Raw genomic sequence first — 18,150 nt, forward strand, 5'->3', positions numbered from 1 at the left:
CGGCTTGGGCTCCTTCCGCCGCTGGCTTCGGATCGGCGCGCTGGCGGGCAGCCTGCTCTGCTGCCTCCTGCCGCATCTGCTCTGGCGTGCGCTGGGGCGCCCCTCGCCCTGGCCGCGACGCTTCCTGGCCCTCGCCGCCCGCGGTGTCGGCGCGCGCGTCCGGATCGAAGGCCGTCCCGCGTCCGGCAACCTGTTCATCCTCGCCAATCATCTGAGCTGGATCGACATATTGGCGCTCGGCGGCGCGACCGGCGCCGCCTTCGTCTCGCATGACGGCGTCGCCGGCTGGCCCGTGATCGGCTGGCTCGCCGCCCAGAACAGCACGCTGTTCGTCGCACGCGAGCGGCGCGGCGCGCTCGCCGGACAGATCGACGCCCTGCGCGCCGCCATGGCGGGCCACCAGCCGGTCGCCCTGTTTCCGGAGGGCACCACCGGCGACGGCACCGCGCTGCTCCCCTTCAAGCCGTCCCTGCTGGCGGTGCTGATGTCCCCGCCCTGCCCCGTCATCGTCCAGCCGGTCCATATCGACTATGGCGCCGCGACGACGGACATTGCCTGGGTCGGCGAAGAGCCGGCTGGCACCAACGCGTCGCGCGTCCTGGCCCGCCCCGGCCGCCTGGACGTGACCTTGCGCTTCCTGGAGCCCTTCGACCCGTCCGCCTGCGCCGATCGCAAGGAGATTGCCACCCTGGCGCGCGACCGGATCGCCGCCAGCATCGCGCTGCACCAGCGGCCTTCCGCTCCGGCGCTCCCCCCTGTATAGCTGGACCGCATGAATCGCAGCGACGCCCCGAAAAATCCGGCCACCTTCCACGTCAAATCCTTCGGCTGCCAGATGAACGTCTATGATGGCGAGCGCATGGCGGAGATGCTGGGCACGCGCGGCATGACCGCTGCGGCCGACGGAACGGAGGCCGACCTCGTCATCCTCAACACCTGCCATATCCGTGAGAAGGCAGCAGAAAAGGTCTATTCCGATATCGGCCGCATGGTGCGGGAGGATGGCTCGCGGCCGATGATCGCGGTCGCCGGCTGCGTCGCCCAGGCCGAAGGCGGGGAGATCAGCCGGCGCGCGCCGACGGTCGACATCGTCGTCGGCCCGCAGGCCTATCACCGCCTGCCCGACCTGATCGACAGGGCGGGGCGTGGCGAGGAAGCCGTCGACACCGACATGCCGCTCGCCTCCAAATTTGCCGCCCTGCCGGGGCGCGCGAAGCAGGCGCGCCCCACCGCCTTCCTCACCATCATGGAAGGATGCGACAAATTCTGCACCTATTGCGTGGTGCCCTATACGCGCGGCGCTGAGATCAGCCGCTCCTGGTCGGCGATCCTCGACGAGGCGAAGGCGCTGGTCGACGGCGGCGTGCGGGAAATCACGCTGCTCGGCCAGAACGTCAACGCCTGGACCGGCGAGGACGACCGGGGCCGCGTGCAGGGCATGGACGGGCTCGTCCGCGAGCTGGCGAAGATCGCGGGCCTGGAGCGCATCCGCTACACCACCAGCCATCCCAACGACATGAGCGACGGCCTGATCGCTGCCCATGGCGAAGTGGACAAGCTGATGCCCTTCCTCCACCTGCCGGTGCAGTCGGGCAATGATCGCATCCTCAAGGCGATGAACCGCAGCCACAGCGTCGACAGCTATCTGCGCATCATCGACCGTGTTCGTGCCGTGCGACCCGACATCGCGCTGTCGGGCGACTTCATCGTCGGCTTCCCCGGCGAAACCGATGCGGAGTTCGAAGATACTCTGAAGATCGTCGAACAAGTGCGCTATGCACAATGCTATTCCTTCAAATACAGCCCGCGCCCCGGCACGCCGGCAGCCGAAATGAGTGACCGGGTCGCTCTACAGGTCATGGACGACCGCCTCGCCCGATTGCAGTCCGCCATCAACCGGCACCAGGCCGAATTCAACGCCGCGACCGTCGGCCGCCGGACCCGGATCCTGCTGGAACGCAAGGGCCGCCATCCCGGCCAGCTGGTCGGCAAGACGCCCTGGCTCCAGTCGGTCCACGTCCCTGGCCCCGACCTCGCCATCGGCGACATGGTCGAAGTCGACATCATCAGCGCCGGGCCGAACAGCCTGGCCGGAGAACCCAGCAGGAGGAAAGCCGCTTGATCCCAAAATCCGTCGATCCCGCGCAGGCGGGAACCCATCTCCGGACCTGTCCTTCGGAACGATGGCGCCTTGCTCCGGCATCGCGGACGGAAAAGAAGAAGGGAGGCTGCTGAATGTCCAAGAAACCCAACCACACCCACCGCGCCGACACCGCCGAACGCGCCAGGCTGGAGGTCAGCTTCGAGCGGCCGCACCTACTCGGCACGCTGTTCGGCCAATATGACCAGAATCTGGTCGCGATCGAAAATCGCCTCGGCGTCTATATCGCCGCGCGCGGCAACAAGCTGCAGATCGAGGGCGAGGCCGAAGCCGCCGCCCGCGCCCGCGACGTGCTGACCGGCCTCTACAACCGCATCGTCGCGGGACAGGAGATCGACGGCGGCGCTGTCGAGGCCGTGATCGCCATGTCGGCCGAACCCACGCTAGACGGCATCATCCGCCACGACGTGGCCGAGCCGCCCAAGGTGATGATCCGCACGCGCAAGAAGACCATCGTCCCGCGCTCCGCCACGCAGGTCACCTATATGGAGGCGCTGACCCGCAACGACATCATCTTCGCCCTCGGCCCGGCGGGCACGGGCAAGACCTATCTCGCCGTCGCCCAGGCGGTGAGCCAGCTCGTCGCCGGCAGCGTCGATCGCCTGATCCTTTCCCGCCCCGCCGTGGAAGCGGGCGAGCGGCTGGGCTTCCTGCCCGGCGACATGAAGGAGAAGGTCGATCCCTATCTCCGCCCGATTTACGACGCGCTCTACGACACGCTCCCCGCCGAGCAGGTGGAGCGCCGCATCGCCAGCGGAGAGATCGAGATCGCGCCGCTCGCCTTCATGCGCGGCCGCACCCTCTCCAACGCCTTCATCGTGCTGGACGAGGCGCAGAACACCACCATCGCCCAGATGAAGATGTTCCTCACCCGCTTCGGCGAGAACAGCCGCATGGTGATCTGCGGCGACCCGCGCCAGGTGGACCTGCCGCAGCCTGGCATTTCCGGCCTCGCTGACGCCGTCACTCGGCTGGAAGGCGTGGAGGGCATCGCCGTGGTGCCCTTCAACGTGTCCGACGTCGTCCGCCACCCGGTCGTCGGCCGCATCGTCCAGGCCTATGAGGGGCCGGATGCCTAGGCGAACGGAGAACGCAAGATGATCGAAGTCGCCCTCCTGCACGAGCAGGGCTGGCCCGGCACCGAGTGGGAAACGCTGGCCGAGCGCGCCGTCGCCGCGGCCATCGGCCACAGCCCCTATGCCGCCTTCCTCACCGACGCCGCGACCTATGAAGTCGCGGTCAAGCTCACCTCGGACGAGGAGGTGCACCAGCTCAACCGGGCCTATCGCGACAAGGATCGACCGACCAACGTCCTGTCCTTCCCGATGGTCCAGCACGACCTGCTGGAGGCGACGGCCAACACCGATGATGGCGAGGTATTGCTGGGCGACATCGTCCTCGCCGAAGGGGTCTGCGCCCGCGAGGCAGCGGAGAAAGGCCTGTCGGTCGCGGACCATGCCGCGCATTTGATCGTGCACGGGACTTTTCATTTGCTTGGATATGACCATATGGTCGATGCCGAAGCCGAGGCGATGGAAGCGCTGGAAACCCGCGCGCTCGACAGCCTGGGCATAGCTGATCCCTATGGGGATCGTGAAACAGGGGTTTGAAAGGGACATATGGCTGAGGGCAGCCCCAAGGAGGGTTCCAGGGAATCAACCAAGGAACCGGACAGTAGCGGCCACGAGGGTGGTTTATGGAGCGGCCTCAAGTCGCTCCTCTTCGGAGAGGAAGAAGCTCACAGTCTCCGCAAGGAACTGGAAGAGGCACTCGACGAATATGATGGCGAGGATGAGGGCGAGCGCTCCGCTCCTCCTGCCAAGGGCGACCTGTCCGCAATCGAGCGCCAGATGGTCCGCAACCTCCTGCATTTCTCGGAACGCACCGTGGATGACGTCGCCCTGCCGCGCGCCGACATCGTCGCGATCGAGGAGAAGGCGAGCTTCGAGGAACTGGCAGCCCTCTTCGCCGAGGCGGGGCACAGCCGCGTCCCCGTCTATCGCGAGACGCTCGACACGATCGTGGGCATGGTCCACATCCGCGACGCCTTCGCTGTCCTGGCCGGCAAGGTGCCGGTGCCCGACAGCATCGCGCCCCTGATCCGCCAGCCCCTCTATGTCCCCGAAAGCATGGGCGCGCTTGACCTGCTGGCCGAGATGCGCGCCAAGCGCACCCATCTCGCCATCGTGCTCGACGAATATTCGGGTACGGAAGGGCTGCTGACCTTCGAGGATCTGGTCGAGGAGATTGTGGGCGAGGTCGAGGACGAGCATGACGACGCGCCCGAGGCAATGCTGATCCCGCTCGACGACGGCCTCTGGGAAGCGGACGCCCGCGCCGAACTGGACGATGTGGCCGAAGAGATCGACGCGAAGCTGGGCGATATCGAGGAGGATGTGGACACGCTGGGCGGCCTCGCCTTCGTCATCGCCGGCCGCGTACCCGAACCGGGCGAGATCCTTGAGCATGAGGAAAGCGGCTGGAAGCTCGAAATCCTCGACAGCGACGGCCGCCGCGTCACCCGCCTGCGCCTTCACCCGCCGGTGGTGCGGGAGGACGAGGGCGACGAATAGAGCCTCCGCTGAATGGCGGAGGGTGGATTACGGATACACTCTCCGTTCGCCCTGAGCTTGTCGAAGCCTGTCCTGAGCGCCTGCCCTGGCAGGCAGTCGAAGGGGGCTTCCCTTCTTCTTCAAGCACAGTGCTTTGAAGAAAAGGGCAGGGCTTCGACAAGCTCAGCCCGAACGGTTCCCTTGTGTCCACCTCTGGCCAAAACCGGCACAGGCCCCTTCCCGCCCGCATCCGTCAAATATTAAGCCTTACAGCCTAGAACCGCGTCACCAACCGGAGCTGAGGTGCAAGCGGTACGATGCGAAATGAACGGATTTCCCGGAGGCACGCGCAGCATGCCGACATGCTGTTCGTCGCACCGTGGGCCGTGTCCGAAAAACTGCTTCTTCTGGCCATCTGCATCGCCACCCTGTTCTTCGCCGTCCTGACGCCGCCCTTCCAGGCGCCCGACGAGAACCAGCATTATATGAAGGCGCTGATGCTTTCCGAAGGCCATGTGCTGACGGAGCAACGCGGGGCGCTGATCGGCGCCGACCTGCCTCGCGCGGCAGTGGAACTGCACGCGATCGACTTTCCCACCGAGCCCACCGGCCAGATCCAGCGCTATGACCGGACCATGCTGGCCCACAGCTGGACAGCCGATGCGGAGCGGCCTGGACGGAGCTTTGCCGACTTTCCCAATGTCGCCAGCTACGCGCCGACCCTCTATGCGCCCGGTGCCGCCGGGCTGCTGATCGGGGATGCGCTGGGCTTGCCGCGCCTGGGAGCCTTCTATGCGGGACGGCTGGTCAACGCGCTGACCGGCCTTGTGCTGTTGCTGATGGCGCTGCGCCTGCTGCCCTTCGGCCGCAACGCGATGCTGGCGACAGCGTTGCTTCCGACCTTCGCCTACCAGACCGGATCGCTTTCCCCCGATGCGGTCATCAACGGCCTCGGCTTCCTTGGCCTGGCGCTGGCGCTGCGCATGGGCTTCATGGCCGCCTCCGCCTCGCTTGCTGGCGGGCTGCTCCTGACGGCGCCGTTGCTGGCCCTGGCGAAGGGCGTGTACCTGCCGCTCATGGCCGCCGGTCTGCGCCTGCCCGCCGGTCGCCGCGACGCGCGGCCCTGCCTGTTGCTGGTCGCCATGGCGGCGGGCGCGGCCTGCTTTGTCCTCTGGATGAAATTCTCGGGCGGCAGCCAGGCACTGTACCACATCGCCTCCCGCAAGACCGGCGAGACCATGATGACCGCGCCGCTCGCCGACCAACTCGCCATCATCCTCGCCGACCCGCTCGCCTATGCCCACGTCCTGATCTCCAGCGTGACCGAGCGCGCGCCGGTCTATGCGCTGCAGATCGTCGGCCGCTTCGGCTGGAACGCGATCCTGCTGCCGCTCGCGGCCTATCCGCTCGCCGCGCTGATGCTCGTCGCGGGCCTGCTGAGCGGCTCGGGCACGCCCGCCGGCATCGGCCAGCGGCTCTGGTGGATCGCGATCGCCGCCGGTGTCGCGCTGCTGATCGAAACGGCCATGTACCTGACCGGCACGCCGCTCGGCGCCGACTATATCCAGGGCACCCAGGGGCGCTATTTCCTGCCCGTCCTGCCCCTCGCCCTGCTCGCGCTGTCGCCCGGCCGGCCGGTGCGCTGGGCGCCGCCGGTCTTCACCGCGAGCGCGGCGCTACTGCTCCTGATCGCCGCCGCCACGGCCTATGACAGCTTCTGGGTCCACGGCTTCGTCACCGCCGACGGCATGCCGCCCCACGACAGCCTCATCCACGCGCTGCTCCTGCCCTCCCCGCGCTGGTAACCACAGCGCGCACAGCGCCAGCCAGCCAAGCCCCTCGACCCATCCGGCGAGCACGTCGCTGGGCCAATGCACGCCCAGCCAGACGCGGCTGATGCCAATCAGCGCGATGGCCATCGCCGCCGACGCATAGCCCCAGCGCCGTCCGCCCAGCATCGCCAGCGCGCCGAAGAACATCATGTTCCCCGCCGCATGGCCACTCGGAAAGCTGTAGGTGGTGACCATGTCGAGGTGAGGCAGCAGGTCGGGCCGGGGCGCGGCAAAGATCTGCTTCAGCGCCAGATTGAGCAATGTTCCGCCGGCGACGGTGCCCGCCAGCCACGCAGCCCTTCGCCCCTGCGGCCCGACAACCAGGACCAGCAAGGCCAGACCGAGCAGAACCAGCCTTCCGCCGGTCCCGCCGACGGCGCTGGCGATCCGCATCGCCGGCGTGACGTGCCGGCCGACACCGCCGTCCCGCACATCGCCGGCCAGCAGCATCAACCGCAGGTTCAGCCAGTCCAGCATCCCCTGCCGCTGCAGCCACGCCACCACGCAAACGAAAAGGAGCGCGAGAGCAAAAGCCCCCGCGCCCCTGATCGTCGCTGTGCGCCGGTCAGATATGGAGCACGCGGCCATAGGCGGCCAGCACGCTCTCGTGCATCGTCTCGCTGATGGTCGGGTGCGGGAACACCGTTTCCATCAGTTCCGCCTCGGTCGTCTCCAGCGTCTTGCCGATGGTATAGCCCTGGATCAGTTCGGTCACTTCCGCGCCGATCATGTGCGCGCCCAGCAGCTCGCCGGTCTTCGCGTCGAACACCGTCTTCACGAAGCCGTCCGGCTCGCCCAGCGCGATCGCCTTGCCGTTGCCGATGAAGGGGAAGTTGCCGACCTTCACCTCATATCCCGCTTCCTTCGCCTTGGCCTCGGTCAGGCCGACGCTGGCGATCTGCGGATGGCAGTAGGTGCAGCCGGGAATGTTGCGCGGATCCATGGCATGGGGATGCTTGCCCGCAATCGCCTCGGCCGCGATCACGCCCTCATGGCTGGCCTTGTGGGCGAGCCACGGCGGCGCGGTGATGTCGCCAATGGCGTAGAGCCCCTCGACATTGGTTTTGCACGCGGCATCGGTCTTCAGGAAGCCGCGGTCGTCGATCGCCACGCCCAGTTCCTTGAGGCCGATATCGGCCGTGTTGGGCACGATGCCGATGGCGACAATGACATGGCTGAACTCGGTGGTCGCGACCTTGCCGTCCTTGTCCTTGATCGACGCGGTCACGCCGCTCGCCTTGGCCTCGATCTTCTCGACCCCAGCCTTGGTCAGGATGGTCATGCCCTGCTTCTTCAGCGCCTTTTCGAGGTGCGCGGAGATGTCCGCATCCTCGACGGGGACGATCCGGTCCATCATCTCGACCACCGTCACATCGGCGCCCATGTCGTTGTAGAAGCTGGCGAACTCGATTCCGATCGCGCCCGATCCGATGACCAGCAGCTTGGTCGGCATTTCGGGCGGGGTCATGGCGTGGCGATAGGTCCATACGCGCTTGCCGTCTGCAGGCAGGTTGGGCAGGTCGCGCGCCCGCGCCCCGGTGGCGACGATGATATTCTTCGCCGCCAGCTCGGTCGCCTTGCCGTCCTTGTCGGTCACGGTCAGCTGGCCCTTCCCGGTCAGCTTGCCGGTGCCCATGTGCACGGCGATCTTGTTCTTCTTCATCAGGTGCGTGACGCCCTGGTTCAGCTGCTTGGCGACGCCGCGCGAACGCTTCACCACCGCGTCGAGATCGGCGGTGATCTTCTCCGCGGCCAGGCCATAGTCCTTGGCATGCTGCATATAGTGGAAGATCTCGGCCGAACGCAGCAGCGCCTTGGTCGGGATGCAACCCCAGTTGAGGCAGATGCCGCCCAGCAGCTCGCGCTCGACGATGGCGGTTTTCAGGCCCAGCTGCGCGCAGCGGATCGCCGCGACATAGCCGCCGGGGCCGGAGCCCAGCACGATGACATCGTAATTCTCAGCCATGCTCAATTCTCGCTTCTTTTCCAGAATCTTGTCATTCGCCCGGCATGGGCGGAACCGACCGGGGCTGGCGGTCCTCGCCGATGGCGACGAAGGTGAAGGTCGCCCGCGTCACGCGATAGGACCGGTCGTCGTGCCGGGTCCGGCGCCAGGCTTCGACGTCGATCTTCATCGACGTGCGGCCGACCGACTTCAGCGTCGCGAACACCGACACCTCGTCCCCCACGACCACCGGGCGCAGGAAGGTCATGCCCTCGACCGCGATCGTCACGGCGCGCCCGTGGCTGTGCCGCGCCGCGACCGATCCCGCCGCGGAGTCCATGAGGCTCATCAGCCAGCCGCCGAAAATATCCCCATAGGGATTGGTGTCGGCGGGCATGGCGATGACGCGCACCGCCGGGCTTTGCGCCGGCGGATCCTCGTCATGTCCCGCCATCAGGCCAGCATGCCGAGCGGGTTCTCGACCAGCTCCTTGAACAGCTTCATCAGCCTCGCACCGTCGGCGCCGTCAATGGCGCGATGGTCGAAGCTGCCGGTGGCCGACATCACGGTCGCGATCTGCAGGCTGTCGTCGATCACATAGGGCCGCTTCTCGCCCGCGCCGATCGCCATGATCATGCCCTGGGGCGGATTGATGACCGCTTCGAACTGCTTGATGCCGAACATGCCCATGTTTGAAAGCGATGCGGTGCCGCCCTGATATTCCTCGGGCTTCAGCTTCCCTTCCTTGGCCCGGTCGGCCAGATCCTTCATCGCCGCCGAAATCGCCGCCACGCCCTTGCTGTCGGCCTCGGTCACGATCGGCGTGATGAGTCCGCCCGGGATCGACACTGCGACGGAAATGTCAGCGCGCTTGAACTTCAGCATCTGGTCGCCGGCGAACTGCACATTGCATTCCGGCACGGTGACCAGCGCCACGGCCAGCGCCTTGATGAGCATGTCGTTGACCGACAGCTTGACGCCGCGGCCGGAAAGCCCGGCGTTCAGCTCCCCACGCAGCTTCAGCAGCTTGTCGAGCTGGATGTCGACGGTCAGGTAGATGTGCGGAACCTGCTGCTTCGATTCGGTCAGGCGGCGCGCGATGGTCTTGCGCATGCCGCTGAGCTTGATGACCTCGTGCGGGATGCCGAAGTCCTGCGCGGCATGGACCGGGGCGGCGACCGGCGCGGAAGCGGCAACGGGGGCCGCAGCGGCGGGTGCAGGTGCGGCGGCAGGCGCCGGCTTCGCGCCCTCCAGATCGGCCTTCACGATGCGGCCATTGGGGCCGGACCCGGTCACACCCGCCAGATCGATGCCTTTCTCTTCGGCCAGCCGGCGCGCCAGCGGGCTCGCCTTCACGCGACCACCCTCGGCCGCAGCCGGCACGGCGTCCGCCTTGGGCGCGGGGGCTTCCGCCTTGGCGGGCACGGCATCGGCCTTGGGCGCGGCTTCCGCGGGGGCGGCAGGCGCAGCCGGCGCCGCTTCCTCTGCGGCGGCAGAAGCATCCTCGCCTTCGCCTGCCAGCAGCGCGATGACGGTGCCGACCTTCACGCCCTCCGACCCCTCGGGCACCAGGATCTTGGCGATGGTGCCTTCGTCCACGGCCTCGAATTCCATGGTCGCCTTGTCGGTTTCGATCTCGGCCAGCAGGTCGCCGGAGGAGACGGTGTCGCCCTCCTTCACCAGCCATTTCGCCAGCGTCCCCTCCTCCATCGTCGGGGAAAGGGCGGGCATCTGGATCTTTATGCTCATGGGTGGAGGCCTCTTCTTCTTTTTCCGGGTGCAGCCGGTGCGTGGCCCGTTTTGACGCTTTAGGGCACAGGGTCAAGGCTGCGGCTTGCACCCGGCCCGATAATGCCCCACATTTCACCTCTATGGTTCATCCGGCGGCGCACGCCATTCCGGTGCGCCACGGTCGAGGATCAGGGAAACGGGGCAATGCGCACTTATCTGGTCGTGGTCGACGAGTCGCCGGAGGCGGAAACCGCGCTCCGCTTCGCCGCGCGCCGCGCCGCCAAGACAGCCGGCACCGTGCGCATCCTCGCACTGATCCCGCCCGCCGAGTTCGTGCAATGGGGGGGCGTGCAGGCGACCATGGAGGAAGAGGCGCTGCAACGCGCCGAAGCGCTGGTCATCAGCGCCGCCGGGACATTGACCGAGGAGTCCGGCATCCGTCCCAGCATCACCGTGCGGCAGGGCGATCCCGTCACCGTGGTGCGCAAGACGCTGGAGGAGATGGACGACGTCGCCGCACTGGTCCTGGGCGCCGCCGCCAGCGGCCCCCCGGGCACGCTGGTCTCGCATTTCACCGGCTCCGACGCGGGCAAGATGTCCTGCCCGATCATGATCATTCCCGGCGGCCTGGACGCGGACGCCATCGATCGGCTGAGCTGAGTCTTCTCTCCTCTCCCCTCCCGTTCGGTTCGAGCTTGTCGAGAACCATTCTCGACGGTCGCTTCTCGACAAGCTCGAAGCTGCTCGAACCGAACGGGGGCTAAGGAGACCGGCTATCTCCGATGCTTTCCCCGTTTCGACCCGATATGCCGGATGTTGGCGGGTCGTCCGCGCTTGGTCCCGGGACGCATGCGATCGCGCTTCAGCGGTCCGCCGCGCGGCGCCGGCAGGTCCGGCAGCTCGAAGCGCAACGATCCGTTGATGGGGTCCGCCTCCGCCAGCCGCAGTGGAAGCCGCTGTCCGACGGTGTAGCGGTCACCGCTCTCCACCCCCTCCAGCGCCCGCGCCGCCTCGTCATAATAGAAGCGTTCCTCGCCCAGGGTGGACACCGGGACCAGCCCGTCGCCGCCCAGCCCCTCGACTGTCGCGAAGAAGCCGAAATTCTGCACCCCGGTGATTCGCGCCTCCACCAGATCGCCGACATGCGCCGCGAGGAAGGCCGCGACATAACGATCGACGGTCTCCCGCTCCGCCTCCATCGCACGCCGCTCATGCTGGCTGATCATCTCGCCGACGCGGCCCATATTTTCCTGGTCCTCGCCGCTCAGCGACGTCCGCTCGGGCGGCATGCCGCCCTTGGGCGCAGGCAGCTCCAGTCCATGCGCGCCGACCAGCGCTCGATGCACCAGCAGGTCGGCATAGCGCCGGATCGGCGAGGTGAAATGCGCGTAGGAGCCGAGCGCTAACCCGAAATGCCCCATATTCTGCGGGCTGTAATAGGCCTGGGTCTGGCTGCGCAGGATCTGCTCCATGATCTGGGGCTTTTCCTCCGCTTCGCCGATCCGGTCGATCAGGCGGTTGAAGGTGGAGGGCTTCACCACCTGCCCCAGCGCGAAATCGATGTCGAAGGTCGCGAGATAATCCTTGAGCGCGACCAGTTTCTCGCGGCTCGGCGGCTCGTGCACGCGGTACATCACCGGGGCCTTCTTCGCCTCCAGCGCCTTGGCGGCCGCGACATTGGCGGCGATCATGTAATCCTCGATCAGCATGTGCGCGTCGAGCCGCTCGCGCACCGCCACGCTGACGATCTTTCCCCGCTCGTCGAGCACCACGCGCCGCTCCGGCAGGTCCAGCGCCAGCGGATCGCGTGCCTTGCGCGCCTTCTGCAACAGCGCCCAGCAGGCCCAGAGCGGCTTCAGCGCCGGCTCCAGCAAGTCATGATCCTTCTGCCCGTTGATCGCCGCCTGCGCATCCTCATAGGCCAGCACCGCCGCCACCCGGATCACGGCGCGCGTGAAGCGCCACCCCGTCACCTTGCCCTGCGCATTGATGGTGAGGTGGCAGGCCATCGCCGCCCGGTCCTGCCCCGCCCGCAGCGAGCACATGTCGGACGACAGCTGGTGCGGCAGCATCGGCACCACCAGGTCGGGGAAATAGACGCTGTTCCCGCGCTTGCGCGCTTCCTTGTCCAGCGCGCTGCCCGGCCGCACATAATAGCTGACGTCGGCGATAGCGACGATCGCCTTGTATCCGCCCGGATTGGCCGCATCCTCGTCGGGAGCGGCCCAGACCGCGTCGTCATGGTCGCGCGCGTCCACCGGGTCGATCGCCACGATCGGCAGATGGCGCAGGTCCTCCCGCTTGTCCTCGTGCAGCGCCAGGGCGGAAGCGACCACCGCCTCCTCCTCAGCTCGCTCGGGAAAGACATGGGGGATGCCATGCTTGTGGATCGCGATCAGGCTGAAGCTGCGCGGCGCGAAGGGATCGCCCAATATGTCCGTCACCCGCGCCGAAATACGCGGCGGCCGCCCCACCGGCTCGGCCAGCACCAGGTCGCCGCGCTTCGCCGTGCCGGCATCGCTGATCGGAGTGTCCTTGCGGATGCGCTTGTCGACCGGGCGCAGCCACAGCTTGCCGCCCTCGCCTTCCTCGACCACGCCCAGCAGCTCCTCGCTGGCCTTGGCGAGCTTCTTCATCGGGTGCGCGACCCAGCCGCGCCCGGCCTCCTCGGTGCGAGCCAGAATGCGGTCGCCGATCGTCAGAGCGGATTGCCGGGTCTTGGGCTTGCCCCGCTCCACCACCCGCAACCGCGGCGCGGGCTGCCCCTCCGCCTCCCAGCGCTCCGGCGTCGCGATCAGGGTCGTGTCGTCGACATCGACGATCCGCAGCACCGTCACCTTGGGCACCCCTCCCATCTTGTGGAAGGCCCGCGCCGGGCCGATGTCGATCAGCCCCTCGTCCGCCATGTCCTTCAGCAGCGCCTTGAGCGCGATCTTCTCCTGCCCCTTGAGACCGAAGGCCTTGGCGATCTCCCGCTTGCCCGCCGGCTGGTCGGATTCCGCGATGAAGTCGATCACCTGCTGTCGCGTGGGGAAACCGGCCGGGCGGACCTTGGCGGATGTCTTGTTTTTCTGGGTCGATGCCATGGATCAGCTATAGGGACGGTCCCCGCCCTTCGCCAGTGTTCCATGGCGGCACGGCGCGGCCCGCTCGTTCTGCCCTGCATGTCTCGTCTTGCGCTACTCCTCCTCGTCCCGCTTCTCGCCGCCGCCGCCGATCCGCCGGCGGCGGCGCCGATCGACAAGGGCAAGGCCGAACATTATGTCTGGGGCGGGACCAATGACGGCTGGCATCTGGTGAAGCGCGACGGCATGTCGGTCATCCAGGAACGGCTGGCCCCCGGCGCGGCGGAGGTCCGTCACTATCATCAGCGCGCGCGGCAATTCTTCTATGTCCTCGCCGGCGAGTTCACCATGGAGGCGGGCGGAGAGACGTTCACCCTCTCGCCCGGCCAGGGCATAGAAATCCCGCCGGGCATGGCCCACCAGGCACAGAACCGGTCGTCCGCTCCGGTCGATATCCTCGTCAATTCGACGCCGCAAAGCCATGGCGACCGCGTGGAGGCGCCGCGCTGAACGGTTCCCGCTTTACGATCGGGTGCGCGCCATGCTTGAAGGCTGCGCATGACGAAACGCATCCTGCTGGCCCTCGGCCTTTCCGCCTCGCTCCTCCCTGCCGCCGCCCTCGCCCGCGAAGAGCGCTTCAGCGTCATCTTCGGGCAGAAGACCGTCGGCCACCTGATCGCCGACACCAACGGCGCGAAGACCAGCATCGACTACGATTACAAGAATAACGGTCGCGGCCCGACGATGAAGGAAGTGCTGGACGTCGACGCCAACGGCTTCCCGGCGAAATGGACGATCACGGGCACGACCACATTCGGCAGCAAGGTGAACGAGAGCTTCTCCCGCACCGGCGCGAAGGCGAGCTGGAAGGATTCGACTGGCCCCGGCAGCGCCGTGACCAAGGAACAGGCGATCTACGTCGCGCAGAGCGGCAGCCCCTGGGCGCTCGGCCTCTATGCCCGCGCCGTGCTGAAGGACGCCGACCATCGCCTGCCCGCGCTGCCTGGCGGCATCCTCTCGCTCGATCCGGCCGGCGACATGGGTGTAGCGGGCAAGGCGGGCACGGCCGCCGTCAAGGTTTATGCCCTGGGCGGCATCGACACCAGCCCCAGCTATATCGCGCTGGACGCCGACAATGCCCTCTTCGCCTTCATGACGCCCGAATTTGTCATCGTGCGCGAAGGCTATGAACAGGACGAAGCGAAGCTGCGCGCGATGGCCGAAAAGCTGTCGACCGAGCGCTATGTCAGCATCCAGCAGAAGACGGCGCATCACTATGACGGCCCCGTCCGCATCCGCAACGTGCGCATCTTCCAGCCGGACAGCAAGACGCTGTCCGCGCCTGTCTCGGTCCTGGTGAACGGCGATCGCATCGCCGCCATCGAGCCGCTGGACAGCCCCGCCACGCCCGGCGAAACCACCATCGATGGCGCGGGCGGCACGCTTCTCGCCGGCTTCAACGAGATGCACGGCCATATCGGCCAGGACGATGCGCTGCTGAACCTCATCGCCGGCATCACCACCGTACGCGACATGGGCAATGACAATGCGGTGCTCGACACGCTGATCAAGCGCATCGACGGCGGCACCATCGCCGGCCCGCATATCGTCCGCAGCGGCTTCATCGAGGGGAAGAGCCCGTTCAGCGCCAATAACGGCTTCGTCGTCGACAGCGAACAGGCGGCGGTCGATGCCGTCCGCTGGTACGCGGCGCGCGGCTATTGGCAGGTCAAGATCTACAACAGCATCACCCCCGCCTGGGTGCCCGCAATGGTGGCGGAGGCGCATCGGCTGGGCCTGCGCGTCGCGGGCCATGTCCCCGCCTTCTCCAATGCGGACGCGATGATGGCGGCCGGCTATGACGAAATGACCCATATCAACCAGTTCATGCTGGGCTGGGTCATCAAGCCGGAGGAAGACACCCGCACCCTCTTCCGCCTGACCGCGCTCAAGCGCCTTCCCGCGCTCGACCTCGACAGCGCGCCCGTGCAGAAGACGATCGGCACGATGGTGGAGAAGAAGATCGCCATCGATCCCACGATCGGCATCCACGAGATGCTGACCCAGAATCGCGACGGCCAGGTCCCGCCGGGCGCCGTGGATTATATCGACCATATGCCGATCGGCACGCAGCGCAGCCTCAAGAAGGCGATGGTCGACACCTCCGCGCCGGGCGACGATGCGGCCTATCGCGGCGCATTCGACAAGATCGTGGCGACGCTGACGATGCTCAATCGGCGCGGCGTCTTCATCGTGCCGGGTACCGACACGGGCGGCGCGCTCACCTATCATCGCGAACTGGAGCTGATGCAGAAGATCGGCATGACGCCCGGCGACATCCTTGCCCGGGCGACGCTGGAAACAGCTCGCTATATGGGACGGGGCGAAAGCTATGGGTCGATCGAGAAGGGCAAGCTCGCCGATTTCATGCTGCTGCCCGGCGATCCGGTGAAGGATCTGAAGGCGATCAAGTCCATCGCCATGGTGGTGAAGGACGGCGCCTTCTACTTCCCGGCAGAGGTCTATCCGGAATTCGGCATCACGCCCTTCGCGGACGCGCCCAAGGTGACGCCGGCGGGGAAGTGACAGGCTCCTAACCTGCGCTGGAAACCGACCCCAATTTCCACGCCCGGTCCCGCCATGCCTCCGCCAGAACGGGCATGGCGGCAAGCGCGCGTACCGCGTCGGGATCGGCGCGGTGGCCGCCGGCGATCAGCAACCGGAATACGCGCTCGATCGGCCATTCCGGTAGAGGCCGCTCCAGCAGTTCCATGCGGGTGCCGGCCTCCGCCTCACCCTCCCGGATCACGCGGAAATAGATGCCGCAGCGCGCCGTCCTGACGATCGTCGCCATGACGTCCCGCGCGCCGAACCGGTGATCCAGCTTCCAGCATGGCTGGCGCCCGTGGCTGACCTCCACCACGGCCGACCCGAAGCTGAAGCGGTCGCCCAGGCAGATCTCGGCCTCCGTCATCCCGCGCGAGGCGATGTTCTCGCCAAAGGCGCCCGGCGCATCCAGCAGCGGATGGCCCGGCTTGCGTTCGCGCCACCAGTCATAATGGTCCTGCGCATAGAGATGTACCGCCTTGTCCAGCCCGCCATGGTGGATGCGGTCCGCGACGGCATCGCCGCCCAGCCCCATCCAGGTGACCGGCACCGGGCCGTTCCGGGGGGATTTGGCGATCGCGCTATGATCGTCGCCACGAAAAGGGCGAGGCGTGCCGGTCAACAGTGCTTCGATGGTCAGGAAGGAATCGGCCATGCCCCGCTGTGCCACAGATGCAGCGGGGTTACGATGGCCGCTTCGCGGCGCGCGGCTATGCCGCGTCCAGTTCGGAGGCGAGCTTCAGCACCTCGCTGCCCGTGTCCGTCTTGACGAGGAACGCCGGGTTGCGGGCCGACCCGTTGCGGCTGACTTTAGACCCGTTGATGCTGCGTTCGACATGCTGCTCGAAGCGCTCGGCGATGCGCCCCCGGCCGACGCCCTGTCCCCAGTTCCACGTGACCCTCGTTCCTTTGCGAAAGCTCTTGGTCATTGGGGCATTCTCTCCTGTTTTGGGTGCAACCGCGCCGGCCGTTCATCCCGCAGCAAGGTTCAAATTCACGAAGGCGAAAGCGGTTCCCTTGGGTTTTCGCAAATGCTGCTGTAAGGGACCCCGATGAATGTCACAGGCCTGCGCGTCGCCCTGTTCAGCGGCAACTACAACTATGTGCGCGACGGCGCGAACCAGGCGCTCAACCGGTTTGTCGGCTATCTGCTGCGCCAGGGCGCGGCGGTCCGCATCTATTCCGCGACCACCAGCCACCCCGCCTTCGAGCCCACGGGCGACTTGGTGAGCGCGCCGTCCTTCTCCGTCCCCGGCCGCCGCGAATATCGGGTGCCATACCGTCTTTCCCGCGACGTACGCCGCGACCTCAAGGCGTTCGGCCCCAATCTGATCCATGTCTCCAGTCCCGATCCGCTCGGGCATCGTGCGATCAGCTGGGCGCGCGAGCGCAACATCCCGGCGGTGGCCTCCGTCCACACCCGGTTCGAGACCTATCCGCGCTATTACGGCCTCGCCTTTCTGGAGCCGCTGATCGAATCGCTGCTGCGCCGCTTCTACCGCCGCTGCGACGCGATCGTCGCTCCGTCCGAATCCATGGCGCAGCTCCTGCGCGAGCAGCGCATGAGCTACGACGTCGGCATCTGGACGCGCGGCATCGACCGGGAGATATTCCATCCCGGCCGCCGCGACATGGCCTGGCGCCGCTCGGTCGGCATTGCCGACGACCGACCGGTGATCGGCTTCGTCGGCCGGCTGGTGATGGAAAAGGGGCTGGACGTCTTCTCCGACACGATCGACCAGCTCGCGACGCGCCAGGTTCCGCACAAGGTGCTGATCGTCGGGGAAGGACCGGCGCGCGAATGGTTCGAAAACCGCCTGCCCGACGCCGTCTTCACCGGTTTCCAGAGCGGGCCGGACCTCGGCCGTGCCGTTGCCAGCATGGACATGCTGTTCAACCCGTCGATCACCGAGACCTTCGGCAATGTGACGCTGGAGGCGATGGCCTGCGGCCTGCCTACCGTGGCGGCGCGCGCGACCGGCAGCGAGAATCTGGTGACCGACCGCGTTACCGGCCGCCTGATCCGCCCTGGCGCGATCGGCGCCTTTGCCGAAGCGCTGTCCTCCTATTGCCGTAATCCCGAAGAGCGTATGCAAGCGGGAGCGGCCGCAATGGCGCGGGCCGAGCGCTATGGCTGGGATCAGGTGAACCAGGCGCTGGTCGACACCTATCTGCGCGTCATCCGCCAGCGAGCCCAAGGCGCGCGCCTCCGGTCGAGCCCGGTTCCCTAACGCATTTCCTTCCCTATATTCCGTTC

16 protein-coding genes and 1 pseudogene are annotated in these 18,150 nt (G+C 67.1%); 10 read left to right on the plus strand and 7 right to left on the minus strand.

The window, feature by feature from the left end:
• Positions 1 to 4 precede the first annotated feature (4 nt).
• From M529_RS30930 to M529_RS50235, 6 genes are all read left to right on the plus strand, one after another.
• The gene (locus M529_RS30930) at positions 5 to 763 is read left to right on the plus strand and encodes a lysophospholipid acyltransferase family protein (protein WP_021317132.1); all 759 of its coding nucleotides are present in this window, start codon (positions 5 to 7) and stop codon (positions 761 to 763) included.
• Positions 764 to 772: 9 nt separating this feature from the next.
• Positions 773 to 2,122, plus strand: a complete 1,350-nt coding sequence (gene miaB, locus M529_RS30935; RefSeq protein ID WP_021317133.1) for a tRNA (N6-isopentenyl adenosine(37)-C2)-methylthiotransferase MiaB — start codon at positions 773 to 775, stop codon at positions 2,120 to 2,122.
• A 113-nt stretch (positions 2,123 to 2,235) separates the two neighbouring features.
• The gene (locus M529_RS30940; protein WP_021317134.1) at positions 2,236 to 3,240 is read left to right on the plus strand and encodes a PhoH family protein; all 1,005 of its coding nucleotides are present in this window, start codon (positions 2,236 to 2,238) and stop codon (positions 3,238 to 3,240) included.
• Positions 3,241 to 3,258: 18 nt separating this feature from the next.
• Positions 3,259 to 3,771, plus strand: a complete 513-nt coding sequence (ybeY, locus tag M529_RS30945; protein WP_021317135.1) for an rRNA maturation RNase YbeY — start codon at positions 3,259 to 3,261, stop codon at positions 3,769 to 3,771.
• 9 nt (positions 3,772 to 3,780) lie between these two features.
• Positions 3,781 to 4,734, plus strand: coding sequence for a hemolysin family protein (locus M529_RS30950; RefSeq protein ID WP_021317136.1), 954 nt, complete (start codon positions 3,781 to 3,783; stop codon positions 4,732 to 4,734).
• Between the two features lie 296 nt (positions 4,735 to 5,030).
• Complete coding sequence (locus tag M529_RS50235; protein ID WP_040600429.1) at positions 5,031 to 6,518, plus strand: DUF2142 domain-containing protein; 1,488 nt, start codon at positions 5,031 to 5,033, stop codon at positions 6,516 to 6,518.
• 48 nt (positions 6,519 to 6,566) lie between these two features.
• Here M529_RS50235 and M529_RS48265 read toward each other — a convergent pair.
• From M529_RS48265 to M529_RS30970, 4 genes and pseudogenes are all read right to left on the minus strand, one after another.
• Positions 6,567 to 7,133: pseudogene (locus M529_RS48265) on the minus strand (phosphatase PAP2 family protein); the annotation flags it as partial.
• Positions 7,111 to 8,511, minus strand: a complete 1,401-nt coding sequence (gene lpdA, locus M529_RS30960) for a dihydrolipoyl dehydrogenase (protein ID WP_021317138.1) — start codon at positions 8,509 to 8,511, stop codon at positions 7,111 to 7,113. The gene lpdA and the pseudogene M529_RS48265, both read right to left, overlap by 23 nt.
• A 31-nt stretch (positions 8,512 to 8,542) precedes the next feature.
• On the minus strand, positions 8,543 to 8,944 hold the full coding sequence (locus tag M529_RS30965; RefSeq protein WP_021317139.1) for an acyl-CoA thioesterase: 402 nt from the start codon (positions 8,942 to 8,944) through the stop codon (positions 8,543 to 8,545).
• Entirely contained in the window at positions 8,944 to 10,239 is a 1,296-nt protein-coding gene (locus M529_RS30970; RefSeq protein WP_021317140.1) for a pyruvate dehydrogenase complex dihydrolipoamide acetyltransferase, read from the minus strand. The genes M529_RS30965 and M529_RS30970 overlap by 1 nt, the downstream gene beginning before the upstream one ends.
• A 186-nt stretch (positions 10,240 to 10,425) precedes the next feature.
• Here M529_RS30970 and M529_RS30975 point away from each other — a divergent pair, with 186 nt between their 5' ends.
• Positions 10,426 to 10,881: a universal stress protein gene (locus M529_RS30975; protein WP_021317141.1), complete on the plus strand. Its 456-nt coding sequence runs from the start codon at positions 10,426 to 10,428 to the stop codon at positions 10,879 to 10,881.
• A 113-nt stretch (positions 10,882 to 10,994) separates the two neighbouring features.
• Here M529_RS30975 and rnr read toward each other — a convergent pair whose 3' ends face one another.
• Positions 10,995 to 13,307 (minus strand): ribonuclease R, encoded by a 2,313-nt coding sequence (rnr, locus tag M529_RS30980; protein ID WP_021317142.1) that lies wholly within the window; start codon positions 13,305 to 13,307, stop codon positions 10,995 to 10,997.
• 78 nt (positions 13,308 to 13,385) lie between these two features.
• Here rnr and M529_RS0124350 point away from each other — a divergent pair, with 78 nt between their 5' ends.
• Positions 13,386 to 13,796: a cupin domain-containing protein gene (locus M529_RS0124350; RefSeq protein WP_084490931.1), complete on the plus strand. Its 411-nt coding sequence runs from the start codon at positions 13,386 to 13,388 to the stop codon at positions 13,794 to 13,796.
• Positions 13,797 to 13,844: 48 nt separating this feature from the next.
• Positions 13,845 to 15,872 (plus strand): amidohydrolase family protein, encoded by a 2,028-nt coding sequence (locus tag M529_RS30985; RefSeq protein ID WP_021317144.1) that lies wholly within the window; start codon positions 13,845 to 13,847, stop codon positions 15,870 to 15,872.
• A gap of 7 nt (positions 15,873 to 15,879) precedes the next feature.
• On the opposite strand, the gene M529_RS30990 is transcribed toward M529_RS30985, so the two are convergent.
• On the minus strand, positions 15,880 to 16,548 hold the full coding sequence (locus M529_RS30990) for an MOSC domain-containing protein (protein ID WP_021317145.1): 669 nt from the start codon (positions 16,546 to 16,548) through the stop codon (positions 15,880 to 15,882).
• Positions 16,549 to 16,603: 55 nt separating this feature from the next.
• Positions 16,604 to 16,822, minus strand: a complete 219-nt coding sequence (locus tag M529_RS30995; RefSeq protein ID WP_021317146.1) for a hypervirulence associated TUDOR domain-containing protein — start codon at positions 16,820 to 16,822, stop codon at positions 16,604 to 16,606.
• Between the two features lie 123 nt (positions 16,823 to 16,945).
• On the opposite strand from M529_RS30995, the gene M529_RS31000 reads away from it, so the two are divergent.
• The gene (locus M529_RS31000) at positions 16,946 to 18,124 is read left to right on the plus strand and encodes a glycosyltransferase family 4 protein (protein ID WP_021317147.1); all 1,179 of its coding nucleotides are present in this window, start codon (positions 16,946 to 16,948) and stop codon (positions 18,122 to 18,124) included.
• Positions 18,125 to 18,150: the final 26 nt, after the last annotated feature.

The sequence above is a fragment of the Sphingobium ummariense RL-3 genome (assembly GCF_000447205.1).
Classification (GTDB): domain Bacteria; phylum Pseudomonadota; class Alphaproteobacteria; order Sphingomonadales; family Sphingomonadaceae; genus Sphingobium; species Sphingobium ummariense.

Bases quoted from the DNA above. Each gene is read 5' to 3' on its own strand.
- miaB (WP_021317133.1), top strand. From the start codon at position 773: ATGAATCGCAGCGACGCCCCGAAAAATCCGGCCACCTTCCACGTCAAA.
- M529_RS30940 (WP_021317134.1), top strand. From the start codon at position 2,236: ATGTCCAAGAAACCCAACCACACCCACCGCGCCGACACCGCCGAACGC.
- ybeY (WP_021317135.1), top strand. From the start codon at position 3,259: ATGATCGAAGTCGCCCTCCTGCACGAGCAGGGCTGGCCCGGCACCGAG.
- M529_RS30950 (WP_021317136.1), top strand. From the start codon at position 3,781: ATGGCTGAGGGCAGCCCCAAGGAGGGTTCCAGGGAATCAACCAAGGAA.
- M529_RS50235 (WP_040600429.1), top strand. From the start codon at position 5,031: ATGCGAAATGAACGGATTTCCCGGAGGCACGCGCAGCATGCCGACATG.
- lpdA (WP_021317138.1), bottom strand. From the start codon at position 8,511: ATGGCTGAGAATTACGATGTCATCGTGCTGGGCTCCGGCCCCGGCGGC.
- M529_RS30965 (WP_021317139.1), bottom strand. From the start codon at position 8,944: ATGGCGGGACATGACGAGGATCCGCCGGCGCAAAGCCCGGCGGTGCGC.
- M529_RS30970 (WP_021317140.1), bottom strand. From the start codon at position 10,239: ATGAGCATAAAGATCCAGATGCCCGCCCTTTCCCCGACGATGGAGGAG.
- M529_RS30975 (WP_021317141.1), top strand. From the start codon at position 10,426: ATGCGCACTTATCTGGTCGTGGTCGACGAGTCGCCGGAGGCGGAAACC.
- rnr (WP_021317142.1), bottom strand. From the start codon at position 13,307: ATGGCATCGACCCAGAAAAACAAGACATCCGCCAAGGTCCGCCCGGCC.
- M529_RS0124350 (WP_084490931.1), top strand. From the start codon at position 13,386: ATGTCTCGTCTTGCGCTACTCCTCCTCGTCCCGCTTCTCGCCGCCGCC.
- M529_RS30985 (WP_021317144.1), top strand. From the start codon at position 13,845: ATGACGAAACGCATCCTGCTGGCCCTCGGCCTTTCCGCCTCGCTCCTC.
- M529_RS30990 (WP_021317145.1), bottom strand. From the start codon at position 16,548: ATGGCCGATTCCTTCCTGACCATCGAAGCACTGTTGACCGGCACGCCT.
- M529_RS30995 (WP_021317146.1), bottom strand. From the start codon at position 16,822: ATGACCAAGAGCTTTCGCAAAGGAACGAGGGTCACGTGGAACTGGGGA.
- M529_RS31000 (WP_021317147.1), top strand. From the start codon at position 16,946: ATGAATGTCACAGGCCTGCGCGTCGCCCTGTTCAGCGGCAACTACAAC.